Annotated in this window: 27 protein-coding genes and 1 other annotated feature; of the genes, 1 reads left to right on the top strand and 26 read right to left on the bottom strand. The window is 47.6% G+C overall.

Features of this window, described 5'->3' with window-relative positions; genetic code table 11:
- Positions 1-139: 139 nt before the first annotated feature.
- From yajC to EWH91_RS01535, 9 genes are all read right to left on the bottom strand, one after another.
- Positions 140-478, bottom strand: coding sequence for a preprotein translocase subunit YajC (gene yajC, locus EWH91_RS01575; RefSeq protein WP_206184242.1), 339 nt, complete (start codon positions 476-478; stop codon positions 140-142).
- Positions 479-500: 22 nt separating this feature from the next.
- On the bottom strand, positions 501-1,643 hold the full coding sequence (tgt, locus tag EWH91_RS01570) for a tRNA guanosine(34) transglycosylase Tgt (protein ID WP_129928251.1): 1,143 nt from the start codon (positions 1,641-1,643) through the stop codon (positions 501-503).
- Complete coding sequence (gene queA, locus EWH91_RS01565; protein ID WP_129928250.1) at positions 1,640-2,686, bottom strand: tRNA preQ1(34) S-adenosylmethionine ribosyltransferase-isomerase QueA; 1,047 nt, start codon at positions 2,684-2,686, stop codon at positions 1,640-1,642. Before queA ends, tgt begins: the two co-directional genes overlap by 4 nt.
- A gap of 22 nt (positions 2,687-2,708) precedes the next feature.
- A complete protein-coding gene (locus tag EWH91_RS01560; RefSeq protein WP_483315813.1) occupies positions 2,709-2,885 on the bottom strand; it encodes a DUF2905 domain-containing protein in 177 nt (58 codons plus the stop codon).
- Positions 2,886-2,912: 27 nt separating this feature from the next.
- On the bottom strand, positions 2,913-3,917 hold the full coding sequence (gene ruvB, locus EWH91_RS01555) for a Holliday junction branch migration DNA helicase RuvB (RefSeq protein WP_129928248.1): 1,005 nt from the start codon (positions 3,915-3,917) through the stop codon (positions 2,913-2,915).
- Between the two features lie 15 nt (positions 3,918-3,932).
- Complete coding sequence (gene ruvA, locus EWH91_RS01550) at positions 3,933-4,523, bottom strand: Holliday junction branch migration protein RuvA (RefSeq protein WP_129928247.1); 591 nt, start codon at positions 4,521-4,523, stop codon at positions 3,933-3,935.
- 145 nt (positions 4,524-4,668) lie between these two features.
- Positions 4,669-5,394: a YebC/PmpR family DNA-binding transcriptional regulator gene (locus EWH91_RS01545; protein ID WP_129928246.1), complete on the bottom strand. Its 726-nt coding sequence runs from the start codon at positions 5,392-5,394 to the stop codon at positions 4,669-4,671.
- Between the two features lie 212 nt (positions 5,395-5,606).
- Entirely contained in the window at positions 5,607-6,188 is a 582-nt protein-coding gene (locus EWH91_RS01540; RefSeq protein WP_129928245.1) for a YhcN/YlaJ family sporulation lipoprotein, read from the bottom strand.
- Positions 6,189-6,278: 90 nt separating this feature from the next.
- On the bottom strand, positions 6,279-7,973 hold the full coding sequence (locus EWH91_RS01535; protein WP_165364206.1) for a LysM peptidoglycan-binding domain-containing protein: 1,695 nt from the start codon (positions 7,971-7,973) through the stop codon (positions 6,279-6,281).
- 266 nt (positions 7,974-8,239) lie between these two features.
- Between EWH91_RS01535 and EWH91_RS01530 the strand changes: the two genes are divergently transcribed.
- On the top strand, positions 8,240-8,776 hold the full coding sequence (locus EWH91_RS01530; protein WP_129928243.1) for a transcription repressor NadR: 537 nt from the start codon (positions 8,240-8,242) through the stop codon (positions 8,774-8,776).
- A 104-nt stretch (positions 8,777-8,880) separates the two neighbouring features.
- Here the strand turns inward: EWH91_RS01530 and obgE are convergent, their stop codons facing one another.
- The 17 genes from obgE to EWH91_RS01445 all read right to left on the bottom strand — a co-directional run bounded on the left by obgE (position 8,881) and on the right by EWH91_RS01445 (position 24,835).
- Positions 8,881-10,164 carry a GTPase ObgE gene (obgE, locus tag EWH91_RS01525; protein WP_129928242.1) on the bottom strand — a complete coding sequence of 428 codons (1,284 nt, stop codon included), beginning with the start codon at positions 10,162-10,164 and terminating at the stop codon, positions 8,881-8,883.
- Positions 10,146-10,700: a Spo0B C-terminal domain-containing protein gene (locus EWH91_RS01520; protein ID WP_129928241.1), complete on the bottom strand. Its 555-nt coding sequence runs from the start codon at positions 10,698-10,700 to the stop codon at positions 10,146-10,148. The genes obgE and EWH91_RS01520 overlap by 19 nt, the downstream gene beginning before the upstream one ends.
- A 162-nt stretch (positions 10,701-10,862) precedes the next feature.
- On the bottom strand, positions 10,863-11,159 hold the full coding sequence (gene rpmA, locus EWH91_RS01515) for a 50S ribosomal protein L27 (RefSeq protein ID WP_129928240.1): 297 nt from the start codon (positions 11,157-11,159) through the stop codon (positions 10,863-10,865).
- Entirely contained in the window at positions 11,146-11,502 is a 357-nt protein-coding gene (locus EWH91_RS01510) for a ribosomal-processing cysteine protease Prp (RefSeq protein WP_129928239.1), read from the bottom strand. Before EWH91_RS01510 ends, rpmA begins: the two co-directional genes overlap by 14 nt.
- Positions 11,503-11,513: 11 nt before the next feature.
- Positions 11,514-11,822, bottom strand: a complete 309-nt coding sequence (gene rplU, locus EWH91_RS01505) for a 50S ribosomal protein L21 (RefSeq protein WP_129928238.1) — start codon at positions 11,820-11,822, stop codon at positions 11,514-11,516.
- 17 nt (positions 11,823-11,839) lie between these two features.
- Positions 11,840-11,931, bottom strand: a sequence feature (ribosomal protein L21 leader region).
- A gap of 672 nt (positions 11,932-12,603) precedes the next feature.
- Entirely contained in the window at positions 12,604-13,734 is a 1,131-nt protein-coding gene (locus EWH91_RS01500) for a ribonuclease E/G (RefSeq protein ID WP_129928237.1), read from the bottom strand.
- A gap of 79 nt (positions 13,735-13,813) precedes the next feature.
- Positions 13,814-14,671, bottom strand: coding sequence for a site-2 protease family protein (locus tag EWH91_RS01495; protein WP_129928236.1), 858 nt, complete (start codon positions 14,669-14,671; stop codon positions 13,814-13,816).
- The gene (locus EWH91_RS01490) at positions 14,664-15,416 is read right to left on the bottom strand and encodes a M23 family metallopeptidase (protein WP_129928235.1); all 753 of its coding nucleotides are present in this window, start codon (positions 15,414-15,416) and stop codon (positions 14,664-14,666) included. The genes EWH91_RS01495 and EWH91_RS01490 overlap by 8 nt, the downstream gene beginning before the upstream one ends.
- Before the next feature lie 136 nt (positions 15,417-15,552).
- On the bottom strand, positions 15,553-16,350 hold the full coding sequence (minD, locus tag EWH91_RS01485; RefSeq protein WP_129928234.1) for a septum site-determining protein MinD: 798 nt from the start codon (positions 16,348-16,350) through the stop codon (positions 15,553-15,555).
- A gap of 25 nt (positions 16,351-16,375) precedes the next feature.
- On the bottom strand, positions 16,376-17,065 hold the full coding sequence (gene minC / locus EWH91_RS01480) for a septum site-determining protein MinC (RefSeq protein ID WP_129928233.1): 690 nt from the start codon (positions 17,063-17,065) through the stop codon (positions 16,376-16,378).
- A gap of 71 nt (positions 17,066-17,136) precedes the next feature.
- Complete coding sequence (gene mreD / locus EWH91_RS01475; RefSeq protein WP_129928232.1) at positions 17,137-17,646, bottom strand: rod shape-determining protein MreD; 510 nt, start codon at positions 17,644-17,646, stop codon at positions 17,137-17,139.
- Between the two features lie 5 nt (positions 17,647-17,651).
- Complete coding sequence (mreC, locus tag EWH91_RS01470; RefSeq protein ID WP_129928231.1) at positions 17,652-18,509, bottom strand: rod shape-determining protein MreC; 858 nt, start codon at positions 18,507-18,509, stop codon at positions 17,652-17,654.
- 39 nt (positions 18,510-18,548) lie between these two features.
- Positions 18,549-19,592 (bottom strand): rod shape-determining protein, encoded by a 1,044-nt coding sequence (locus tag EWH91_RS01465; RefSeq protein WP_129928230.1) that lies wholly within the window; start codon positions 19,590-19,592, stop codon positions 18,549-18,551.
- A gap of 103 nt (positions 19,593-19,695) precedes the next feature.
- The gene (radC, locus tag EWH91_RS01460; RefSeq protein WP_129928229.1) at positions 19,696-20,382 is read right to left on the bottom strand and encodes a RadC family protein; all 687 of its coding nucleotides are present in this window, start codon (positions 20,380-20,382) and stop codon (positions 19,696-19,698) included.
- Positions 20,383-20,551: 169 nt separating this feature from the next.
- Positions 20,552-21,547 (bottom strand): hypothetical protein, encoded by a 996-nt coding sequence (locus tag EWH91_RS01455; protein ID WP_129928228.1) that lies wholly within the window; start codon positions 21,545-21,547, stop codon positions 20,552-20,554.
- A 120-nt stretch (positions 21,548-21,667) separates the two neighbouring features.
- The gene (locus tag EWH91_RS01450; protein ID WP_129928227.1) at positions 21,668-23,359 is read right to left on the bottom strand and encodes a sensor domain-containing diguanylate cyclase; all 1,692 of its coding nucleotides are present in this window, start codon (positions 23,357-23,359) and stop codon (positions 21,668-21,670) included.
- 147 nt (positions 23,360-23,506) lie between these two features.
- Positions 23,507-24,835, bottom strand: a complete 1,329-nt coding sequence (locus tag EWH91_RS01445) for a bifunctional folylpolyglutamate synthase/dihydrofolate synthase (protein WP_129928226.1) — start codon at positions 24,833-24,835, stop codon at positions 23,507-23,509.
- Positions 24,836-24,912: the final 77 nt, after the last annotated feature.

Raw genomic sequence — 24,912 nt, 5'->3', positions numbered from 1 at the left:
GGGAAGATAATGAAAAACGGCCCCACTTATCGGGGCCGTTTTTTTACACTGGAAAGTAAAAAATCATGGCGTGTAAGGGCAACACTGGCTCAGCCAGCGCCATGAGCCTTACTGAGCCCGTTTTTTTTAATTACTTCCCTTACTTCCCTTTTTCTTCTTTTGCCGGCTTTTCTTCCTTATCCTTATCCTTACTTTCGGATTGAGCATGTGCATTTGCAGATTTCTTTACAATAGCACGAATTGCATTCCGTTCATAAGTCAGCTTGCTGCTGCTGCTTCGTAGTACCACGGTCCGTTCATCGAACGATTCAACCGTTCCCTGAAGCCCTCCGATGGTTACAATTTTGTCACCCTTCTGAAGTGATGCCTGCATTTCACGCGTCTCCTTATTCCGCTTCTGCTGCGGACGGATAAGCAGAAAATAGAAAATCGCAACGAAAATCAGAAGGGGTATCAGTATACCAGTAATCCCTTCCATGATAAGCCTCCCTTTAACTCATTTAAAAATTTTTCGCATCCGGTTTATTAAAACCATAGGATTCAAAAAAATCTTCTCTGAAATCCAGCAGTCGATCTGCTTTTATCGCAGAACGGACACGCCTCATTAATTTTAACAAAAAATAGAGATTATGGTAAGTAGTAAGTCGAAATCCAAATGTTTCATTGGCTTTGATCAGATGGCGGATATACGCCCGGGAATAATTCCGGCAGACCGCGCAATCACAATCGGCGTCAATCGGTCCGAAATCATGTGCATATTGGGCATTCTTGATGACCAGACGCCCATGTTCGGTCATACAGGTGCCGTTTCTGGCAATACGTGTGGGCAGGACACAGTCAAACATATCGATCCCGCGAATGACTCCGTCAATCAGTGAATCAGGGGATCCAACGCCCATCAGATAACGTGGCTTGCCTGATGGGAGCAGTGGAACGGTAAACTCCAGCATCTGATTCATATCGGCTTTGGGTTCGCCGACAGATAATCCGCCGATGGAATACCCCGGAAAATCGAGTGAAGTCAATTCCTCAGCAGATTGTTTTCTCAAATCTTTGAAGACGCCGCCCTGTACAATCCCGAATAAAGCCTGAGTTTCCGGATTTCTGTTCGCATTCAGGCCGCGTTCTGCCCACCTGCTTGTCCGCTCAACAGACTTTTTCATGTAATCCCAGGTGGACGGATAAGGCGGACATTCATCAAGGGACATCATGATATCTGAACCAAGTGCATTCTGAATCGCAATGGCTTTCTCGGGTGACAGGAACATCTTCGCACCGTTCAGATGATTACGGAAATGTACACCTTCTTCAGTAATATCGCGAATCTTACTTAAACTGAAGACCTGAAATCCCCCTGAGTCAGTCAGAATGCCCCGGTCCCAGTTCATGAAACGATGCAGACCCCCTGCTTCTCTGACAATGTCCTCCCCCGGCCGCAGCCAGAGATGATATGTATTGCTCAGGATAACCCCCGCACCGATCTCTTTTAATTCACGCGGGCTCATCGTTTTAACCGTCGCCTGGGTACCAACCGGCATAAACATGGGTGTATCAAAGGTTCCGTGCGGCGTATGGAGGCGTCCCAGTCTCGCACCGGTCCGCCGGTCCGTTTTTATCAATTCATAGGTAACCGGATCGCTCATTCGTTGTGAATTCCTTCCTCAATAAACATCGCATCGCCAAAACTAAAGAAGCGATACTTTTCTTTCACTGCCTCCTGATAAGCCTTCAAAATAAAATCCCTTCCGGCGAAAGCAGCAACCAGCATAATTAATGTAGATTTGGGCAGATGAAAATTTGTAATCATCGCATCAATGGCTCTGTAGCGGAAACCGGGATAGATAAAGATGTCCGTCCATCCTGATGCTTCCTGATACTTTCCGTCATATTTTGCAGTAATCGTTTCAAGCGTTCGGATCACTGTGGTCCCGCAGGCAATAATCCGGTGACCTTCTGCTCTGGCTTTCGTCAATATTTCAGCAGACTGAGCTGACATCTGATAAAACTCGGAATGCATGTTATGATCCTCAATTTTCTCCACTTTTACCGGACGAAATGTACCGAGACCGACATGCAGGGTGATGAAGACGATATGTACTCCTTTTTTCTCAATCGCTTTCAGCAGCTCTTCTGTAAAATGGAGGCCGGCTGTAGGTGCCGCTGCTGAACCCCGATGTTTCGCATAGACAGTCTGATACATATTGGGATCGTCCAGCTGTTTTTTAATATATGGCGGCAGCGGCATTTTCCCCAGTGCTTCCAGAACTTCATAAAAAATACCTTCGTAATGAAACGTGACGAGCCTCCGCCCTTCATCCAGTTCCTGAGCGCAAACCGCTTCAAGCCTTCCGTCTCCAAATTGAACATGAGCGCCCTGGTGTAACCTTTTGGCCGGTTTGGCAAGGCATTCCCATGTATCACCTTCTGTCTGCTTCAGAAGAAGCAGTTCAATTTTTGCCCCTGTTTCCTCTTTATGTCCGATCAGACGGGCAGGAAGCACTTTCGTATCGTTCAGCACCAGACAGTCCCCGGGATTCAGGTAATTGATGATATCCGAAAAATGATGATGAGCGATGCGCCCGGTATTCGGATTAATTACCATTAAACGGGACGCCGCACGATCCTTCAATGGGGTCTGGGCGATCAATTCTTTCGGCAGTTCATAGTCAAAATCTGAAACGTCCATGAATTTCAGCACTCTCTTTCACTTAACGTAGATGATTAATCAGATAAAAAATTAATGAAACCACGACACTGATCACAAGACAGGTGACAATGGGAAATATGAATGTAACGTTGCCTTTTTTTATAAAAATATCACCGGGCAACCGGCCGATCAGCGGCCAGAAGAGACCAACCAAAAACAAAATCACCCCGGCCGTCATCAGAAGTTTTCCAATATCCCCCACCGGTCAGACACCCCTCTCTATGTTGAGATGCCGATAAGCAAGATCTGTCGCAATACGTCCGCGCGGTGTTCGCTGGATGAATCCGATCTGAAGCAGATAAGGTTCATGTACATCTTCAATCGTATGCCGTTCTTCGCCAATTGCAGCAGATAACGTATCCAGCCCTACAGGACCGCCATTGAATTTTCGAATGATCCCTTCAATCAGCTGATGATCGACCCGGTCAAGGCCTGAATCATCAACGTGAAGACGGCTGAGACTGGTTCTGGCTGTCTCCCTGTTTATCCGTCCATCTGCCTCAACCTGGGCAAAATCACGGATTCTTTTCAACAGCCGGTTGGCAATACGCGGCGTGCCACGAGACCGTCGGGCAATTTCGTTACAGGCATCATCATCAATCGCGGCATGAAGCACAGCAGCCGTTCTCCGGACAATTCTGGAAAGTTCCTCAGGATTATAGAACTGTAGACGGCTGATGACACCGAAGCGGTCACGGAGTGGCGGAGAAAGATACCCGGCACGTGTCGTAGCGCCTACAAGCGTAAACGGCGGAAGAGTCAGTCGAACCGAATGAGCGGTATCGTCCTTTCCAATCACAATGTCCATGCAGAAATCTTCCATTGCAGGATAGAGGACTTCCTCGATGTGGCGGCTGAGCCGGTGAATTTCGTCAATAAACAGGACATCACCCGGCTCAAGAGACGAAAGAATGGCAGCCAGATCCCCGGGACGTTCAAGTGCCGGTCCGGATGTGGTCCGTATATTCGTCCCCATCTCTGTGGCAATAATCATTGCAAGTGTTGTTTTGCCAAGCCCCGGCGGTCCATAGAGCAGTACGTGATCGAGGGGTTCATTTCTCTCCTTCGCGGCCCGGATAAAGACTTTAAGATTCCTTTTTAACTCATCCTGACCTACATAATGATCGAGGTCGGTCGGCCGGATAGACTGTTCCATTCCATTGTCTTCATTTGTGGATTCACTTGACAGCAGTCGATCGGCACCTTCCATAGTATTCACCTGCTTTCATCGCCTGACCATCAGACGAAGCGCTTCTTTCACATAATTTTCAGCGGATAATTCCTTCTTTTTCAATTCAGGCATCACTTTGTTGATTTCCCGCTCAGAATACCCCAGCATTTTCAAAGCATCAATGGCTTCGTTCAAAGCGGAGCTCTGCGTCTCTCCCGCTGATTCACTGCGCTGGAGGGCAGCAGAATTCGCTATCTTTCCCTTTAAATCCAATATAATCTGTGCAGCTGTTTTTTTACCTATGCCGGGAAAACGGGTCAGATATTTATCGTCTTTTGCCTCAATGGCCTGAATAATGCTTTCCGGACTTCCCGAAGCAAGAACAGCAAGCGCACTCTTCGGCCCAATTCCGGAAACCGTTAACAGCCGGATAAATAACTCACGTTCATCACGGGACTTAAAACCGAAGAGCAGCATCGCATCTTCCCGGACATATTGGTAAATATAAACCTTTATTTCATGGTTAAGGGACGTCTGCCAGGTAAAAGGATTGGCACAGACAACTTTGAATCCGATCCCGTTCTGTTCGATGACAATCCCGTTTCCCGACAGCCAGGTCAGGATTCCTTTTATATAGTCAAACACTCACGAAACTCCTCCAGCCTCACGCGGCCCGTACATTCACTCAATATCATAGCACACAGAACCGTGGTCTCACAAAAAACGCAAAAGAAAAAGAGCATTCAGGCTGAATGCTCGAGTCTGATTTTTTTAACAGCCGGTAATTCAATCAGGCTTCTTCCAGGTTACTGTAAATATCCTGGACATCGTCATTGTTTTCCAGAGCATCCATCAGGTTCTGCATTTTTTCAAGGTCTTTACCATTCAGCGCTGTTTTCGTTTTGGGAACCATAGCCACTTCTGCCCTGTCTATCTCATATTGCTTTTCTTCAAGTGCTTTTTTCACATTTTCAAAAGCTGACGGCGCCGTTATGATAATGAAACGATCCTCCCTGGATTTCAGATCGTCCGCCCCCGCATCGAGTGCATCCATCATCAACTGATCTTCATCAAGGCCCTCTTTTTTCTCGATTTCTATCAGGCCCTGCTGATCAAACATAAAGGCTACACTTCCGGATTCACCCAGATTGCCCCCGCTTTTTGTAAAGGCGTGTCTGATCTCGGAGGCCGAGCGATTCCTGTTATCCGTAAGCACGTCAACCATCACGGCAACACCGCCTGGTCCATACCCTTCGTACGTGATCTCACTGTAGCTGACACCGTCAAGATTTCCTGTCGCTTTTTTGATTGCCCGGGAAATGTTGTCATTAGGCATGTTCTCTGCTTTAGCTTTTTCAATTGCATGGCGCAGGCCGGCATTCATATCCGGATCGCCGCCCCCATGTTTTGCCTCGAGATAAATATCTTTGGAAAGCTTCATAAAGATTTTTCCGCGAATGGCATCCATAGCGTTTTTCTTATGCTGTATATTATTCCATTTTGAATGTCCGGACATATTTTTTCCCCTCTCATTGATTCTTTATGTCTGGTCAGAAAAGAAGGCGCAAATCAAGCCGCACAGCCCTTGACCGGCCACGCAGCTGATAACGTCTGATCTCTGTTCCAATTCTCTGAACCCTGATCCAAACACGTTTCCGTAATTATTATACATATTTTTGCTTATGAAAAAAAGAGCAAGGGCAACCCCCTACTCTTTTCTCCACAGAATTATCTGTCGTTGTTTTCAAACGGGCGTTTCAGTGCGTTCGCCAGATCATCGATAATCCCTGTTATATCAGCACCTGCTTCACGCATGCCCCGTCGTCCTGCATTAAAATTTGTTTCTGCTGTCGTAATTCGGTTTACATAACGTGTATCAGATGTCACATAGACCCGCCTGTCACCTGTGATCGGTTTGATTGCGGCACGGACCTTTTTCTCAACATCCTCGTTATTCGTCCCGGCATTTTCAGGAACGACACCTACCGCCACATTGTTTCTGCTGACAATGGCATGAGCCCTGTCTACACCTGGAACCGCATCAGCGCGTTGAGCAATCCGTTGCGCAAGACGGCGTTCCTGACCATAACCAGGACGACCCTGACTCCGATCCTGAGCCATATTGTTGTTTACATTGTCCGGCGTACCCGGATCATTCGTGAAATTCCGGTCATTTTGGTCTGCCGTCCGGAAAGTGACATTTCGCATCCCGTCCCGATTGTTATCATACGCTGCATTGTCCGGCTGACATCCAAATAAAACACCACTCAGAGTGAGAACCGAACCCATAGTCAATAGTGTCCTTTTCAAAATAAAATCCCCCTTTCGCCTTTATCTTGTGTGGGAAAAGGGGAATTTACGCTGATGAATTTTTACCGGATATTTAGATAAAAATGGCATTTATTTTTTCTTATTGGCATCATTGTCTTTTACGGACTTATAAGCCGGTTTATGTGACACAGGTGACTGCGTATAAGGCGACTGCGGAGGCTGGTTTCCACCATAATATCCCGCCACCGGCATATTGCCGAACGGGGTGTACGGCGCATGCTGAACTGGATAGCTTCCCGTGCCGCCACAATTACAGGGTTTTTTCGACTGATTCGGCATCATATAGGGATAAGGATAGCCTCCGATTGTTCCCTGAGCACCGACAGGATTCATCTTTCCTGACGATTTTCCAGCCGTCGGGTAGGGAAAAGAGGCGGGTGATACGTTCGTCGCTTTCATTCCGCCAATGGGTTTTTCAGGAGAAACGGCTCCCTGCGCAAGAAACGGGTAGTTATTCTTTGGTTTCTGTGCCGGTTTATAAATGTTCTCTGACGGATTGGCGGGCAAACCCGATTTGTTTACTGGCTTTTTCCCGGATGCCGGCTGGCTCTCTGCCGGTTTTTTTTTCATCTGTGCTGACGGGCTGGTCGGGTACATCTGCGTGGCAGGACTTACCGCCGGCCATGGATTAGCCTGTGACGCCGGACTCGTCGCCGTTGGATTCGGCTGATAAGCAGGACTTGCCGCCGGCCACGGATTAGCCTGAGTCGACGGACTCGTCGCCGTTGGATTCGGCTGATAAGCAGGACTTGCCATTGGCCACGGATTAGCCTGTGACGCCGGACTCGTCGCCGTTGGATTCGGCTGATAAGCAGGACTTACCGCCGGCCATGGATTAGCCTGTGACGCCGGACTCGTCGCCGTTGGATTCGGCTGATAAGCAGGACTTGCCGCCGGCCACGGATTAGCCTGAGTCGACGGACTCGTCGCCGTTGGATTCGGCTGATAAGCAGGACTTGCCATTGGCCACGGATTAGCCTGTGACGCCGGACTCGTCGCCGTTGGATTCGGCTGATAAGCAGGACTTACCGCCGGCCATGGATTAGCCTGTGACGCCGGACTCGTCGCCGTTGGATTCGGCTGATAAGCAGGACTTGCCGCCGGCCACGGATTAGCCTGAGTCGACGGACTCGTCGCCGTTGGATTCGGCTGATAAGCAGGACTTGCCGCCGGCCACGGATTAGCCTGTGACGCCGGACTCGTCGCCGTTGGATTCGGCTGATAAGCAGGACTTGCCGCCGGCCACGGATTAGCCTGAGTCGACGGGCTCACATCAGACCAGTGATTCCCCATTTGATACGGACTGACAGGATTTGTCGCTGAAGGGTCAGTCTGCAGAAAAGGAAAAACCGGTACCTGATTCATATCATGGGCGCTATACGAAAGCGCGTTGCCTGCAGCCGAATAATCCCCTTCCTTCGGATAAAAGATATCTTTAAATTCCTCCTTTTCTTTCTCCGGATTTGCGGAAGGCTGATTCAACCCGGCTAACGCTCCCGGATTGGTTTCGGTCTGCTGAGAGGCAGACTGGGGCACGGATGTATTGGGCATGTCTTCCGCCGGTAAAACCTCAGGCTTTTCCGTCCGGACCGCGCTGGATACTTTAATTGCCTGTTTCTCTCCGCTGACTTTAATCTTCATGCCTCGATAAAGCGGACGTTCTTCAAGGTCAGGATTCAATTTTTTTAATTCTTCAAGCGTCATGCTATGTTTTTCTGCAATTCCGGCAGCTGAATCGCCTTGCTGTACCACATATAATTTCACGGTTTTCATCCTTTCCTGTGAAAGTCATTTTATGTATATGGCAGACCTGGGCTTTTTGCCACTTTTTTATAGAAAACCTGGCGAAGCGAGGCCCCTGGCACCGGCTGAGCCCCATGCCCTTACACGAAATATGTAAAATTTTTGTCCTTTCTCATCGCGTAAAAAATGTGGAGCTGCATCATGATCCATTGAGCGTCCCCCTGTGCAGAAAATGAGATTTTGCTTATAATGATAACTAAATGATTCATTTTCGAAAGGACATGCTTATGACCCGAACCCGAGAAAGAAAATTATCTGCTTCAGCAAGGCGACGGAAAGTGCTTGGCTGTCTGTCCGCATCTTCCAGGCCAATAACAGGCGGGGAACTCGCCGACAAAATGGCCGTCAGCCGTCAGGTGATCGTTCAGGATATATCGCTTCTCAGAGCCAGAAATCACCCAATCATCGCGACGTCTCAGGGATACTTGTTTCTTTCCGGAGAAAAGCCAGGTACCAGAACACGCGTTGTTGCCTGCCGACACACCCTTGAAGAAACTGAAGATGAGCTTAATCTGATCGTTGACTGCGGCGTTACGGTAGTCAATGTTACAGTTGAACATCCGCTCTATGGCGAGATCACCGGTTCGCTGATGATCCGAAACCGTACAGATGTCAGACTGTTCATCAGCAAGCTGCATCAGACTAATGCCTCTCTTCTTTCATCACTGACTAAAGGAGTCCATCTTCATCAGCTTGAAGCTGCTGAACAGGGGCAACTGGATCGTGCTGTCAGCGCCCTGAAAAAAGCGGGATATTTGTTGTAAAGAAAATCTGGCAACCGGCGAGCCACTGGCGGTATCGCGATTGCCGGGTTTTCTGAACCTTTTCCCGCCATAATCAAAAACACGGCCGAACTGGCCGCGTTCCTTTAATCCGTATATTCAAACTCATAATCCATAATGCGCACGGTGTCGCCATCGGTCACGCCTTTTTTTCTCAAAGCATCGTCAACCCCCATACCACGCAGTTGCCTGGCAAATCTCCTGATTGCTTCATCATGATGAAAATTGGTCATTTTAAACAGCAGCTCGACTTTCGGACCAGAGACATTAAAGACGCCGTCACTTTCACGTGTAATCGTAAAGGGGGCTTCTTCCTTTTTCATCGTGTATACAGTAGACCTGGCTTCTTCCTGCTTCTCATGCACAGGAAATGACGGTGTCTTGCCGATCTGTTCAAACACAGCATGTATCAAAGATTTCAAGCCTGAATGCGTAACAGACGATACTGGAAAAACAGGTACTAGCGGTCCGACTTTTTTTCTGAACGCCTCCAGGTTCTTCTCTGCGCCGGGAAGATCCATTTTGCTTGCCGCGACAATCTGCGGCCGGTCAATCAAATGCCACTGATAGCTCTTTAACTCTTCATTAATCTTTTTATAATCATCAAAAGGGTCACGACCCTCCATTCCGGACATGTCGACCACATGAACAATCACGCGGGTACGTTCGATATGACGTAAAAACTGATACCCGAGACCTGCGCCCTGACTTGCTCCCTCAATTAAGCCGGGTAAATCAGCGATCACAAAACTGCTTCCCTCATCCACATTCACAACGCCAAGATTCGGAACCAGTGTGGTAAAATGATACGCTGCGATTTTAGGCCTGGCCGAAGTAATGGCAGCAAGCAGCGTCGATTTCCCTACACTTGGAAAACCGACCATCCCGGCATCAGCAAGCAGTTTCAGTTCAAGACTGATTTCATGTTCCTCACCTGGCGCACCGTTTTCCGAAATATAAGGTGCAGGGTTGGCCGGTGTGGAAAAGCGCGTATTTCCTCTGCCACCTCTTCCTCCTGATGCAATCACAGCACGTTGCCCGTTTTCCGTTAAATCCGCGATCAATTGTCCGGTATCTCTGTCCCGGACAACCGTTCCCGGCGGAACCTGTACGACCAGAGGAGCGGCGTTCTTCCCGTGCTGATTTTTCGGCCGACCATTTTCTCCTTTGCTGCCTTTGAAATGGCGCTTATATCGAAAGTCCATTAATGTCCGCAAACCCTCATTCACCTGAAAAATGACATCGGCGCCCTTTCCGCCGTCGCCACCTGCCGGCCCGCCATCGGGGACGTATTTTTCCCGTCTGAAAGCGACCATTCCGTTTCCGCCATCGCCGCCTTTAACATACACATTCACCTGATCAACAAACACAGGATCCACCTCATTTCATTATCAGACTTTCCTTTTGTCAGATAGTGTTCAACCCATCGCAGGGATTGATTCAGATCTGTTTTTTTCATTTCATCCATCATGGTCTCCGCATCACAGAGCTGGCCTTCAAAAGTAACATGAAGATACACGTGTGCGGGTACGGCTTCCAGTTCGATATGAACCGTATTATCCGTAAATTCAAAGGCATGCTGATCCAGCTTCTGAATCAGCAGATTCAAAAAGGCATGCAGGGATTCATCACATTCTGACAGATTTCTTTCAGGTCCGGAAACACTGTAACTCAGTCGATACGGGTGTGGAAACCAGCTGGAAGTGACCAGAAAAAAGGAGCTTTTTGGCATTTGCAGATGGGAAAGATGTGCCTGATGGATCAGCCGGTCTGTCAGCCGGCTGATCACCTCATTCGCATGTTCCATCTGATTCATATAGATATACCCTTTGATCAGCTGCAGATCATTTAACAGCATGTGCCTCGCAGCTCCAATCAATTTGATGCCTGTCTCTTCACTGATCATCCATATCGCCTGCCGTTTCTGATCTTTATCCAAGTATAGCAGAAAACAGCCGGAATGATTTTTAATCAGTCCCTGTTTATCAGCCCAAAAAAGCAGCCGGAATGTTTTTTGCAGATACAAAAAACCTCCGGCTGCTCTTCATATACAGGTATACGTTCAGGCTTACGCCTCAATAACAGCGTCAACAGGATATACACTGACTCTTTTACGGTCCCGGCCAAATTTCTCAAATTTAACAACGCCGTCTGCTTTGGCAAACAATGTATCATCACCGCCGCGTCCGACATTTGCTCCCGGGTAAATCTTCGTCCCGCGCTGACGGAACAGGATAGAACCACCTGTTACCTTCTGACCGTCTGCCCTTTTGGCGCCGAGGCGCTTTGAGATCGAGTCCCGGCCGTTTTTCGTACTGCCGACACCTTTTTTGGATGAAAAGTACTGAAGATCAAGTTTCAACATAATGGGTACCTCCTTTATCAATAATTCGGATATATGTTCCGTAAGAGTGCTCTATCGTTCTCATGGAGACAAGCATGGCTTCGAGAATCAGGCGCGCCTTCTCCATCTTCCCGGCATGTGCCTGATCAGGAAGGCGGCAACTCAGGAAACCACCTTCTCCTGACAGATTCACCTGTGGCCTGATTCCGGTCAGCTGTTCAACAGCATTCAGTGCCCCAAAAGAGACCGCTGAAGCGCCTGCACAGACCAGATCATAGCCATGAGGACCACTGCCTGCATGGCCGCTCATCGTAAATCCCCGGATCAGGCCGTCAGGATCTCTGTCTACCTTGAGTGTGATCATTAACGGTCACCTCAGGCATTGATTTTTTCGATGGTTACTTTTGTAAATGGCTGTCTGTGTCCCTGTTTCCGGCGATAGTTTTTTCTCTTCTTAAATTTAAAGACAATGATCTTTTTACCGCGACCCTGTTCTTCAACTTTAGCTGTGACACTGGCACCTTCAACAGTTGGGGAGCCGACTTTTGCTTCATCCCCGCCGACAAAGAGAACCTTATCAAAAGTTACCGTTTCGCCTGCTTCAGCCGGAAGTTTTTCAACAAAAACTGTCTGGCCTTCTTCGACCTTCAGCTGCTTACCGCCTGTTTCGATAATTGCATACATCCCTGCTGCACCTCCTTCTGTATTCTCAGACTCGCCGGATACGGCAGCCTGACGGCATTTGTGGAACAGATGAGCCTGTCCCGCCTATTCCGTGCGGTTGGAGCGAGATGCTCCATGTCATTATCCATCAGACAATAACATATGTACTTTATCATAATGATGAATCAGAAGTCAAGACATTTTTTCAGTGAGCTTTTTGTGATGTTGATTTTTTTCGCCACACCAATCCAAGTGGCACAGCTTTTTCCGGATGGTCAGGGGTTTGCCTTCTCGCCGGGCAAATCTTCTTCAACGTATTGCGATCCTTTGAAAGTCGCAGGTCATTTCCCATCTTGCAGGGGCCTTCATCTCACTTACTTGTCATAAGATGTTCTGTCCTGAGAGCAAAAAGTGAAATAAGCGGATATTTTCCGGTTAGGGTCAGGACGGAACGCTCTCCAGGGGATATATAAGCGGAGATTTTCCGCTTATGCCAGAGAAAAAGCTCCATTTTCCCGTCTTCTGAGTCAATAGGCGGAGCCTCTCCGTCTATTCTAACTATTCTTAAATATAATGACTCAGTAAGCGGAATTTTTCCGTTTATTCATCGGATCATGTGCTTAACCTGATCCCCCAGCCGCCAGGTCGTCACTCCCACCCGTATTTTTCATATGAGGATACATTTCCCCAATCGTCCCTGATTATTGATTGTACAAATTCAGATTTATTTTGGGAGAAAATAATTTCAGAACGCCTTATCGTCCCTTTTAACACAGGGTGTCCCCCACATCCTAATGAGCCTTCAATTACGATCTGCTGCTTCTCTTCGTGTTCTTTTTCTCGTCAGCTCAACAAGACCCATTTCGGAATAACCGAAAATTTTTACTGTCGCAGGATCCTGTGCGGTCACCCGTTCCAGCTCATCAATCACCCGGTCACGGTTTTCGTGCTTATGAAGGCGCAGAAAATCAACTGCCACCATGCCTCCGATCCCTCTGAGCCTGAGCTGCCTTCCAATTTCGCGCGCCGCATCCAGATTGATGGACAGGGCTTGCTCCTCCCAATGGTCACCGACGACTCTCGAACCGGTATTGACGTCGATTGCTGTCAGTGCAGCCGTGTGTTCAATGGCGATTGATGCACCTTTCGGGAGCGGAACACCCGGCTGTTCAACGGATTTCCATATTTTTTCAAGATCATGGACAGCAAATAAATTGTCAGCCGGCTCGTAAATCATATCCACGCCCGCCGAGATCTTCTCATCGTTATCCACCGGAATATTGCTGAAAACCGTGCAGGACTCCGGCCGGTGATTTTCATTCAGGATAGAACTGAGTAAAGAGAGACGGCGGCAAACCCGTCCCGGCGCTTTCATGGCGGCGGACCGTTTTAAAAGAGACCGCCATTCTGAGCGCAACTGATTCAGTTCCCGGATCAGGACCGCGGCTGATTTTCTACCCGCTTTTGACCGGACAATAATCCCTTCAGGGGTCCTCAGCCATCCGGCAATCTCTTTTCTTAAACATTCCCGTTCTTCATGATCTAATTGATGTGAGATGGCTACATAGTTACTGTTCGGCAGGTAAACCAGATGATCACCGGATAGCTGGATCTTCTCTGTCAGCTGCACAGGCTTTTCTCTTCCTGCTTCTTTGTCTACCTGGACAAGCCTGTACGTACCGGGGGAAGGAGCTTCGCCGGTGATTTTATCTGACGGGAGAAAACCTGAGACTTTCTCTCCGAGATCGACAAACCATCCCAGAGCCCGCCGTCTGGCCTCTTTTACTCTGCCGACAAACAGATCATCCAGCAGAGGCTCCGCCAGTGAATGGACAAAATAAAAAGAACGGACGACGCCGTCTTCAATATAAGCAGCCCTGATGCGGCCGCCCGGTCCCTGATCCATGACAACAGATACATCTTTGCCGCGCATGTTGCACCCCACCCTCACCTTCCGGATCTCGAACACATTATCGCAAAATCAATGCCGTCCTGCAAGATGAACCCATCTGCTAATCATCTGCTGGAAAACGATAATCCTCTAACTTTCCTCCTGAACAGCGTCCACTAAAAAACGCCGACACAAGTGCTTTACCGTTTATTTCTTTTCCCTTTTCCCCCACGATACGAATCTTATGCTCTGAATTTCTGTAAAAGCCGGAAAAAACGGATGTAATCGGCTCGTCAGGCTGAGCATAGATCCATCTGTTCATCCGAAATACTTTTTTCCTGTTTGACATGGCCATAAGAAAGCGGAGAAAATGCAGAGGAATGACCTGTCGTTCTTTATAGATGGACAGAGAGATAAAGGCAATCATCACCCACAGATTTACGGAAAATCTGTAGTATATGAGCATGATGATACTGAATAGGACAAGGCCCAGACAGGAGAAGAGCAAAACCCGGTAATAAGCCGATTTGTAAGGGTACAGTCTCTCCAGAAACAGATGCAGCAGTCTCCCTCCGTCAAGTGGCCAGACAGGCAGCAGATTAAACAGCAGAAGCGCCATGTTCTGGCTCGTCAGGATCTGGTGCTGAGCCGGACCCCAGAAGGGCAAGGCCAGCATAGCCTGTGACAGAAAGGGCAGCCAGAGATGCTGAAGCGGGCCACTGATGATGACAATAAATTCCTGGACGAATGCAACATCCCTTCCCCCATCAATCCGTGCGACACCGCCAAAGGGCAGCAGCTCAATTTCCAATACATGCCATCCGAAACGACGGGCTGCCGCCGCATGCCCGCACTCATGAATCAGAACAATAGAAAAAGCGATGACTGTCTCCCACAGATAGCCGGTCAGCCCACCCATTGCCATAACCAGCCAGAACACAGGATGAATACGCATTCTGGATGACAGAAATTTAATCAAAAGACATCACCTGAATCGGATCGATGAACTTTTCCTCCTTCTTCAGGGCAAAATAAAAATTCCCTTTTTTATCTCCCGAAGTGGTCCCGATCTTCTGCCCCTTCTTAACCGTTTCATAAACTTTCACTTTTGTTTCATCCAGTTTTCCATACCATGATTCTGTATTGTCCTTGTGCTGGATCACGACCGTTCGCCCGCTATCTTTCTTCTCACCTGCAAATACAACCAGCCCGTCCTGTACGGCACTGACTTCAGAATGGGAAGTTGTTGATACCGTGACGCCCTTGGTTTTATTATTGTATGTCCCTGTAATCTCTCCGTTTACCGGGACAGCATATTCAGTCTTCTTTTCAGGTTCGGCGACCTGACCTTCTACATTCTGCTGCTTCTTATTCAGGTCAGGCAGAAACCCTACAGGTTCGCCAAGATTTTTCTGATACCAGTCTGCCACTGCGGCAAACTGGAATTCATGAGACATCGCCGTTTCAATGGACGATTGAATCCTCTGAAATCTCTCATGATCCTGCCGGTTAATCCAGGAGACCGCCAGGACGAGAACTGCCGCCAGGACGCACCTGATTAAAAAACGATTCGGTCCGCCCGATGGCCTGTCCTTCATTTCTTTAGCAGCATATCGTTCATAAGGCTCGAACGATTTCGGACCTTGATGGCTCGAAGTGGTTAAGCCGGTACGTTTCCTCTTTCTGTCCATGTGTCTTTTTTTGTATGCTTCATAAGCACCCATAACGTGCCCTCCTGTGCCTGTCCTATGTTAGACCTTATGCACAGGGGTCTTCTTTTATGATGGGTTGGACTTCATCATCCCAGCATGGACTAAAAAAAACGGACCTTAATGGGTCCGTCGGATCTGCTGATTTTATTTACCTCATGCCAAGGAGATTTTTAAATTTATGAAAAAAACCGCCTTTTTCTTCAACAGCCATGAGCGGAACAGTCTCTCCAAGGATCCGTCTGCCAATATTCCGATAAGCCTGTGCGGCACGTGAGGACGGATTCATGGCGATCGGTTCACCTTTGTTTGATGCTGAAATCACATCATCATCGTCCAGCACGATACCGAGAAGATCAATAGCCAGAATGTTCATAATCTCATCCGTCTCAAGCATGCCCCCGCTCTTTACCATATGCTGACGAATGCGATTGATAATCAGACGTGGGGGTGTGATGTTTTTTTCCTGTTCAAGCAGGCCGATTACTCTGTCGGCATCCCGGACTGAGGAAATTTCAGGAGTTGTCACCACAATCGCGTGATCAGCTCCTGCTACAGCATTTTTGAATCCGCGTTCAATACCTGCAGGGCAATCTATCACCACGTAATCGAATTCCGATTTCAGTTCATCAATGATTTTCTTCATCTGATCAGGCAGGACAGACATTTTATCTACCGTCTGTGCAGCGGGGAGCATGCTGAGAGAATCAAAACGTTTATCCTTAACCAGCGCCTGCCTGAGCTTGCATCGCCCGCTGGCTACGTCGACCAGATCATAAATGATACGGTTTTCAAGTCCCATAACAACATCCAGGTTACGAAGGCCGATATCTGTATCTACGAGACATACTTTCTTTCCCTGAAGAGCCAGTACGGTACCAATATTTGCTGATGTAGTGGTTTTGCCAACACCGCCCTTCCCTGATGTAACGACGATAGCTTCCCCCATGATAAACACCCCTCTGTTGAAAAATTCACGATTTTTCCGGAACCATGGCCAAATGATACCGGACAACTGAGTCATGAATCGTATCAATGACAATCTCACCGTGAGACTGATCGATATAAGCACATTTCGGAGCAGTCTCATCTTCGTCTGTTGACAAGGGTTTGTCCATTCCACAGATCAGATCCCCGATCCGGAGCTGTGTCGGTTCCATGATTGACGCAGCGATAATGGCTTCCCTGTTGTTTTCCCGGATACCGGCAGCCGCAATTCCGCGTAAGGTTCCAAGAATGTATATATTCCCGGTAGCAGAAACCCTTCCTCCCGGGTTCACATCCCCGATAAGAAGCAGATTCCCTTCAATGGTCAGCATTTGCCCTGAGCGGATCATTCGTTCAACAGGAACAACCTGTTCACGGGATTTTTCCTTTTCAAACTCTTCACGAGTCATGACATTCGTTTCTATTTTTTCCACCTGTAAATGATCGAAAGAACGGATAACGCTGACTAGTTCTGACTTCTGTGCTGCACTCAGGTACCGGTTGCCCGCCTCCACCTTCACCGAAATGACAGGGTCATCCTGATCAAAATATTTATTGACCGACAATTTCTCCTTCAGATCCTGTAGCAGCGCATCATAAGTACAGGTCTCATCCATAATCAGGACAAGTCCGTCTTTTCTTCCTTTCATCGTGACAAGCGGCAAGCTGGCAGACATCTGGGTTGTTCACCTCAATACGTTTGTTATTCCACACTGAATGTTAAAATTCCTTCATCACTTGAAAAAAATTAATGCTCTTCCGGACGATTCACATATAAAAGAAAGCGTCGGAACGGATAATAAATGATCAGCGCAAACGCTACATTCACAGCCACAGTACCCGGAAGACGAAATTTAAAAAATGACAACAGGGTCTGATCCGTCTGTCCAATCATTAAGTATATCACGTAAACCCCTGTCTGAAGCAGACAAACACCTGCAGCAACTAGGAGGAGCGTCGTTGCCACATTCATACTCAGCCATTTAGATAAAGCATGAATCAGATAGACGGTCAGTCCCATGCAGAAAGCATAAACACCGAGCGTTGATGTATATACCAGATCAATTAAAAATCCGAATAAAACAGCATATCTGATCGCATAATCTCCAAAAAAGGCCATCAGCAGAATGGCAACAAAGACGAAAGCGGGAACGATCTGCACCTGGTACGCATTACCTACCGGAAGGAATCGGGCAAAAATGGTCCCTTCCAGTACAAAAAGGAGGAAAAGAATCAGAAATAACCCAAATCGCTTCATTGACTTCACTTCCCTGTATCCGGGGTTGGGGCTTCCCTGTTTACGATCATGACATAATTGATGGAATCAAAGTTAGCAGACGGTTTGACCTCTGCTGCTCTGGTCAGACCGTATTGATCTGTTGACACTGAGGTAATCTTACCAATAATCAGGCCCTGAGGATACATGCCACTCAGCCCGGAAGTGACCACTGTCTGACCCTTTTTCACATTGGATTTAATGGGAATCCGTTGAAATAAAAGGGCCCCTTTTTCCTCATCAAAGCCCTCAATCATCCCGTATGTACCCGTGTTCGATATTTTGGCGGATATCTGGTTGACATTACGCTTGTTCGTGATCAGGGAGACCCTGCTGGTAAAATTACCGGTTTTTTCAATGGTACCGATCAGTCCTTCCGGCGTTACGACAGGCATCCCCGTTCGGATTCCGTTCATCCTTCCTTTATCCACTGTCAGCATCTGATTCCAGCCGTCATTCGGGCGTGCGATCACTTGGGCCGTATATTTGGTGTATGACGACAGATCAGGATTCTTATCCACATTCAGCTGCTTCTTCAATTCATTGAACCGCTGAGTCAGATCGCGATTTTCCTGCTGCAGTCGCGCATAATCTTCCAGTTTCGCTTTGAGTCTTTTATTCTCCTGATAGGTATGATTCATATCGCTGACATTCTCAAAGAAACCCGCTGCATATTGAGCGGGTACGTTGATCACATACTGGAAAAACCCGGCTGAATCCTGAACAAACCGTTCCATCCATGTTGTTCTGCTGCCCTGCCTGAGAGAATAGCTGATCAGCGCAATCAGGACAATCAGGCTGGTGAGCAGAACAATCAATTTTTTGTTTGAAAAAAACGAAGGCATAAACACACCTGCTTCACTACAATAAAAATAAATGATCGATCAGTTTCTTTTGGCTAATGAAGTGGCCCGGCTTTTCTTACGGAATAAATGCAGGTTCTCAAGAGAGCGTCCTGTTCCGATTGCGACACAGTCGAGAGGATTTTCTGCGACAATCACCGGCATTTTCGTTTCATCGCTGAGCACGTGGTCAAGATTATGCAGCAAGGCACCGCCGCCTGTCATCACAATGCCCCGATCCATAATATCAGCTGCCAGTTCCGGCGGCGTTTTCTCAAGCGTCACTTTGACTGTTTCCACAATCCGGCCCACCGTATCGCTTAGTGCCGCTGCTACTTCTTTACCGGTGACTTCAATCGTTTTTGGCAGACCTGTCAGAAGATCCCGGCCGCGAATATCCATTTTGGCCCTTTCCTGTTCTTCTGAATGACCTGCGGAGCCAATTTCGAGTTTCAGCGTCTCCGCCGTTCTTTCACCAATCATCAGATTATATGATTTCTTAATATACTGAATAATGGCTTCATCCATGTCATCACCGGCAATGCGGATCGACTGACTGGTCACAATACCACCGAGAGAAATAATAGCCACTTCAGTCGTACCACCACCGATGTCGACAACCATACTCCCCGTGGGTTCCCAAACCGGAAGATCTGCGCCAACTGCTGCCGCAAAAGGTTCTTCAATGGTATAGGCTTCACGTGCCCCGGCCTGTTTTGTAGCATCCTCAACGGCACGCTTTTCAACCGCAGTAATGCCGGAGGGCACACAAACCATTACATTCGGCTTACGTGAAAAAACGGAGCGTTTCTTCTGTGCTTCATTTATAAAATATTTCATCATTGTCGCCGTTGTATCAAAATCAGCAATCACACCATCCTTCATCGGACGTACGGCAACAATGTTTCCAGGCGTTCTGCCAATCATATCTTTTGCCGGACTTCCCACCGCTTCAATCAGTCCGCTGTCCGTATGCAGGGCAACCACAGAGGGTTCCCTTACAACGACACCTTTCCCTCTGACATAAACAAGCGTGTTCGCCGTCCCGAGGTCAATCCCCATATCTCTAGAAAATCCGCCAAACATCTATGTAATCTCCCTTCAATTTGCAGAACTCATAAGTTTAATTATATCTTAATTAGGAATAAAATTATAGTGACTTCCGATTCATTTGCCTATCAACTGCCTGTTACATCATTCCTTTTTGTTTCAGACTGATATATTTCCTGTCGCCGATGACAATATGGTCGAGTACATCAACACCGAGCATCTTCCCACAGGAAACCAGTCTTTTGGTCACATCAACATCTTCGCGGCTTGGGGAAGGATCTCCGCTCGGGTGATTATGAAAACAGATCATGGACGCTGCAGAACGTCTCACCGCTTCTTTAAACACTTCACGAGGGTGAACTATGGACGCGTTCAGGCTCCCGATAAAGATCGTTGACTTGTGCAGCACCTGATTTTTTGTATTGAGAAACACGGCGACAAAATGTTCCTGCTTCAGCGTTCGCATCTCTTCCATCACAAATTGTGCTCCGTCTTCAGGTGATCGTATCGTATACCGCTGATCGCTCCGGTGTCTGACCAGCCTTTTCGCAATTTCGAAACTGGCAAGAAGCTGTACGGCCTTGGCTGTGCCAATTCCGCGAATTTTCCCCAGTTCTTCGACACTGGCTTCCTGCAGATTTTCTATGCCTCCAAATTCACTGATCAGTCTGCCTGACAGTTCAAGGACAGATTCATACCTGGATCCTGAGCGAAGTATGATAGCGAGCAGATCTCTGTCCGATAACGATTGGGCCCCATCCCTGATCAGGCGCTCCCTTGGCCGGTCTTCACATGGAACATCCTTCATCATAATCCTTTCATCCATCCTGATCCCCCTCATCTGTACGTATCAGATATATGTGATCTAAACATACTCTGCCTGCGTATTTTTTTCAGAGAGAGAAATCAATATAAATGGCTTATTATGAGCGATCAATGTTAATATTTTCGACAATCATTCTATATTTATGACAATAAACACAAATTCCAACTAATTATTTTTTCTCAAAGCCGATGATTTTCTGATAGGAAGCAGACAGTTCCAGCAAATGCTGCTGGAAGGCGTAGTAAGTTGCTTCATCTTTTTTTTCAGCGAAAATGTGCAGGGTACGCATTGTCGCTTCAGCGGTCTCGAGAAAGGTACGCGACAGATCCGTCTTTTCCATCCCTTTCAGAGTGTTCAGCTGACGATTCAGCCGCTCCATCAGTTGCTGATTCGGATATCTCTCGTCTGCCTTAAGATCAGCGATCTGATGCATGCCCTGTAAATATACTTTGGCCCGGGCAGCAAAAACAGCCATGCTTTTGCTTTTTAATACGGATGACTGATCTGTGACACGATAATCATACTTTCTGGTATAGAAGGACACACCCTTCTCTTTATAATCATTCGTCAGGACCTTCGCGCTTTGCACGGTTGAGGCTGCACCTATGAATACGGTGTTCATCCTGTCTGGAAATGCGAGAGACGGTATCCCCTCGTTTCTCAGACTTTCGGCCACCTGACTGGCTTTTTCCATTGTTGAGAACACACCCGCCTGGATCATGCCTGTCGAAAACTCGAGATCTTTTCGTGTCGGGAGACGCTGCTGCTCCTGAACAGAAGCATCCCCGTCTGATTGTGCCCATGACTGCCCGGCCGGCTTGTCCGCACCGGAAAAGAACATCAGCATGGTCATTCCGCTTGCCAGACCAATGACGACAGCCGCAAGAACCGGTAACCATAACCTGACCAGAATCGAAACAGGATCCGCTGCTCCTTTTCTGCCCCTCTTTTTTTTCTTCGATTTTTTATCTTTATGGCGGGGAAAAAGACCTGTATCTGTATCCTGCTTATTCATTGTATCCTGCTTTTCCGGGAATGAACGGCTCCAGTCAAGCGAACGATCTTTATTGGCAGCCGTTTCCTTTTCCGCCCAATCCTGAAGTGAGTATTTCCGCCCATTAAAGGTCACAGTGACGTTGCACTCATTCTGCTTTTTCTTGTCCACCTGCATGCCCCATTTCGAAAGTCAGCATCTTTCCCCACAGAATAGCACAGGAAAAATAAAAAAGGTCAGGACTTTTGTCGTCCTGAACCTCTTTATTTTTCGATAAAATTCACATTGTTTTTATACAAATCGAGACACACGATTTTTTCCTTTTCGTTTTGCACCTGAATACATGGCAAAATCAGCATTATTAATCAGCGCAGCAGGGGCAGAGGCTTCCGATCGTGCGGTCGATGTTCCCAGACTGATCGTAATATGCACCTGTTTATAGCGCTGCTCCTTTTCCAGGTAAACCATAAACGGTTCAGAAACAACCGCGATTCGAATGGATTCAGCAATGGCAAAACACATGTTCCGATCCATTTTCGGCAACAATACAGTAAACTCCTCCCCGCCATAACGGGCGACAATGCCCTTATCACCGACCGTTTTCCGCAGCCGGTTGGCTACTCCGATCAGGATCGCATTACCGTTCTGGTGACCGTATGTATCATTCACCTGCTTAAAGTCATCAATGTCCATCATAATAATGGAAAAAGTATCTAATGATTCATCCTTAAACATCTGATCCAACTGCCTCATCATATAACGATAATTATAGAGATCAGTGAGGGGACAATGTTCGCTCTCTTCCCGCTTTTTCTCGAAATTTTTCGCATTCTCAAGGGCGATTGCGAGAAAATCTCCGATGATTTCCATACCAATCCGATTCGTCTTCGTATAGGCTTTCGGTCGATTTGATGCGACAGTAAGAACGCCCAGTACCTGTCCGTGGTACATCATCGGTACGGCGAGAAAAGATCGGGCTTTCCCCGAAGACAGGGCCTTCAGAAAAGGATATATTTCATGGCTCTTATATCCGCTTACCGCTTTTGCCAGTCGGTAAACTTCCTGACTGGGATCCGCTTCCTGCTGGAATGGCACAAAGTTTTTCTCATCATCCCGGCGGAATATACGGAGCAGCTTCGGTTTGTCCGGCTGCCTGTAGCTGATAATATACAGATAATCGAGCGGCGTCATGACCGGTATCTTCTCGAAAAGTAAATTAATCACATGTTCCACCGACAGCTCCTCGGTCAGTTTCTGGCCCAGATGGTTGACCTGCTGCAGAAAGCGGATCAGTTCCTGACTGTTATTCACCAGTCTCATAATCACAGAAAGAGCAATCATCGGAACAGAGATCATAAACATACCTGTAATGCCCCGTGACAGATACATAAAATAAAAGGCAAGACCAAGCGGCATCATCAGAAAGGTGACCACAATCTCCCAGGCCATATCCTTTGTAAAAAGGCGGGCCGTTTCGTCCGCGATGAGCCAGCGGTGATAAAAATAAATAAAGACTTCATTGACGATATAAGCGGCCAGGTAGAAACCGACTACAGGAATGAGACTGAGCGGCAGAAAATCCTGATGACTGATCTCTGCCTGTCCGCCCAGGGCATAGTAGACGGCAGCTGCTGAAACCGATACGCCCAGGAACATGATGGAATTCATCGGAATCCGGTAGGTATCCTGTTTACTCAGTCGCTGGTTAATCAGATAAACAAGTATCCCGAACTGTGTCAGAAGGACTTCAATAAATAAACCGAAAATTAAAAAGGCAGCAAGTCCGATCCCCTGCAGTACAATGATATCGGTTCCCTGCACTTTAAAACTGAAGAGTGCGGTGATCAGAAATACCGCAGCAACCATTGCGACTGACCATATGGAATGATTGCGCGGGGGATCAGCGATATAAACCAGTGGAAGTGACACGGCAAAAAGGATCATCCATGTCAGCCAGAGGCCTCTTTGTTTTGCTTTACTCATCAGAACTGCCTCCTTTTCGTCTGGTTGCGAAAAGGTAAAATCATACTATTTGACTAAGTGTATTGTATCAAATTTTATAATAATTTGGAAAGGTTTTTCAAAACCTTCTTCATTCTCCCCCTGTTTTTTAAGATTCGGCATAAACGTTCAATTCAGATGAAGCTGCAAATCCTTATGGTGTCTGTAAATATAGCGGCGGATCTGTGCAATAAAATACAGGGAACCACAGGCAAGCAGCACATCCCGATCTTGTGTTTCAGAAATCAGCTTTTCAAGTGCTGTCTGCCAGCTTCTATTTTCCCTTTTTCGTGTATGAGATGAAACTTCATAAAGATCGTGGCTGTCCGCCGCACGGGAAGAGGCAATCGTGGTAAAAGTCATATCTGCAGCAATGGATTCGATCCGTGGAATCATCCGGCTGTACTCCTTGTCTTTCATAACCGCATAGAGGACATGGATTTTTCTTCCCGGATAATAACGCTTAACGGTCTGAACCAGGGCTTCTGTCCCCTGCAGGTTATGCGCCCCGTCCAGAATAATCAGCGGATCTCTGGATACGGTTTCAAAACGGCCCGGCCATACGGCTTTCCGCAGTCCGTTCCGAATGCTTTCTTTTTCAGCTGTCAGGCCAAAAAAGCTCTGAAGAAAATCAACAGCCATCAGTGCCGCCGCAGCATTCTTCAGCTGATACTGGCCCTTCATCCGGATCATCAGATCTTTTTCATGAATATATAAACTGTCAAAGTCAAAATGTTCGCCGGCTTCATCATGTCCGGCAGATTGCACCCGGAATTCATCCCCGATCACATAGATGTTTGCCTGTTCTGCCTTCGCCGTCCTGCGCAGCACGCTGAGGACCTGTGGATTCTCGGCTGTTGTAATCACACCGACGCCATGTTTTATGATCCCTGCTTTCTCTTTTGCAATCTTCTCCAGCGTGTCCCCAAGCTGCTGCATGTGGTCCATCCCCACATTCGTAATGATCGAAACGAGCGGGAAAATCACATTGGTTGGATCCAGGCGACCACCAAGCCCCACTTCATAAAGAACCAGATCACAGGGATTCATCCGGCCAAAATAAACAAAACTGATCAGGGTCACGACTTCGAATTCCGACGGCCGGCCAAGATTTGTTTCATGGGCAGCCTCTTTCACCACGGGATAAACGATATTGGCTGCACGTACCAGATCGTCATCACTGATCGCTTCCCCGTTGACCATCATCCGTTCATTAAATGATGTGATATAAGGAGAGGTGAAGGTACCGACTTTCAACCCTTCTTCCTGATAGATATGCCAGAGAAAGCAGACGGTCGATCCCTTGCCGTTTGTTCCTCCGACATGGACGGTACGCAGCCGATGTTCGGGATGCCTCATTCTATCCAGCATCCACTTCATTCTTTCCGTCCCGGGTTTGCCTGGCTCATTGTTCAGACCGTGAATCCATGAAAGCGCTTCTTCAGCAGATTTAAACATATAACCTGACCTCCAAAAAAAATAAACGATAAGGGGAAAACCCCCTTACCGTTTATTTTGCGCAGCTATATGTGTTT

It is taken from the genome of Sporolactobacillus sp. THM19-2, from assembly GCF_004153195.1.
GTDB lineage: Bacteria > Bacillota > Bacilli > Bacillales > Sporolactobacillaceae > Sporolactobacillus.
The sequence above is the reverse complement of the archived record's forward strand: the minus strand, read 5'-3'. Positions and strand labels throughout refer to the sequence as shown.

What these genes read in the sequence shown, in the direction of transcription:
- minC (WP_129928233.1), bottom strand. Translation starts at nt 17,065, where the DNA reads ATGTCTGCCAGCTTGCCGCTTGTCACGATGAAAGGAAGAAAAGACGGA.
- yajC (WP_206184242.1), bottom strand. Translation starts at nt 478, where the DNA reads ATGGAAGGGATTACTGGTATACTGATACCCCTTCTGATTTTCGTTGCG.
- EWH91_RS01545 (WP_129928246.1), bottom strand. Translation starts at nt 5,394, where the DNA reads ATGTCCGGACATTCAAAATGGAATAATATACAGCATAAGAAAAACGCT.
- tgt (WP_129928251.1), bottom strand. Translation starts at nt 1,643, where the DNA reads ATGAGCGATCCGGTTACCTATGAATTGATAAAAACGGACCGGCGGACC.
- EWH91_RS01510 (WP_129928239.1), bottom strand. Translation starts at nt 11,502, where the DNA reads ATGATCACACTCAAGGTAGACAGAGATCCTGACGGCCTGATCCGGGGA.
- EWH91_RS01450 (WP_129928227.1), bottom strand. Translation starts at nt 23,359, where the DNA reads ATGAGTAAAGCAAAACAAAGAGGCCTCTGGCTGACATGGATGATCCTT.
- mreD (WP_129928232.1), bottom strand. Translation starts at nt 17,646, where the DNA reads ATGAAGCGATTTGGGTTATTTCTGATTCTTTTCCTCCTTTTTGTACTG.
- EWH91_RS01560 (WP_483315813.1), bottom strand. Translation starts at nt 2,885, where the DNA reads ATGACGGCCGGGGTGATTTTGTTTTTGGTTGGTCTCTTCTGGCCGCTG.
- EWH91_RS01465 (WP_129928230.1), bottom strand. Translation starts at nt 19,592, where the DNA reads ATGTTTGGCGGATTTTCTAGAGATATGGGGATTGACCTCGGGACGGCG.
- EWH91_RS01520 (WP_129928241.1), bottom strand. Translation starts at nt 10,700, where the DNA reads ATGATCAGTGAAGAGACAGGCATCAAATTGATTGGAGCTGCGAGGCAC.
- EWH91_RS01500 (WP_129928237.1), bottom strand. Translation starts at nt 13,734, where the DNA reads ATGCGCGGCAAAGATGTATCTGTTGTCATGGATCAGGGACCGGGCGGC.
- rpmA (WP_129928240.1), bottom strand. Translation starts at nt 11,159, where the DNA reads ATGTTGAAACTTGATCTTCAGTACTTTTCATCCAAAAAAGGTGTCGGC.
- minD (WP_129928234.1), bottom strand. Translation starts at nt 16,350, where the DNA reads ATGGGGGAAGCTATCGTCGTTACATCAGGGAAGGGCGGTGTTGGCAAA.
- rplU (WP_129928238.1), bottom strand. Translation starts at nt 11,822, where the DNA reads ATGTATGCAATTATCGAAACAGGCGGTAAGCAGCTGAAGGTCGAAGAA.
- mreC (WP_129928231.1), bottom strand. Translation starts at nt 18,509, where the DNA reads ATGCCTTCGTTTTTTTCAAACAAAAAATTGATTGTTCTGCTCACCAGC.
- EWH91_RS01445 (WP_129928226.1), bottom strand. Translation starts at nt 24,835, where the DNA reads ATGTTTAAATCTGCTGAAGAAGCGCTTTCATGGATTCACGGTCTGAAC.
- radC (WP_129928229.1), bottom strand. Translation starts at nt 20,382, where the DNA reads ATGGATGAAAGGATTATGATGAAGGATGTTCCATGTGAAGACCGGCCA.
- queA (WP_129928250.1), bottom strand. Translation starts at nt 2,686, where the DNA reads ATGGACGTTTCAGATTTTGACTATGAACTGCCGAAAGAATTGATCGCC.
- EWH91_RS01490 (WP_129928235.1), bottom strand. Translation starts at nt 15,416, where the DNA reads ATGGGTGCTTATGAAGCATACAAAAAAAGACACATGGACAGAAAGAGG.
- ruvB (WP_129928248.1), bottom strand. Translation starts at nt 3,917, where the DNA reads ATGGAAGGTGCCGATCGACTGCTGTCAAGTGAATCCACAAATGAAGAC.
- EWH91_RS01530 (WP_129928243.1), top strand. Translation starts at nt 8,240, where the DNA reads ATGACCCGAACCCGAGAAAGAAAATTATCTGCTTCAGCAAGGCGACGG.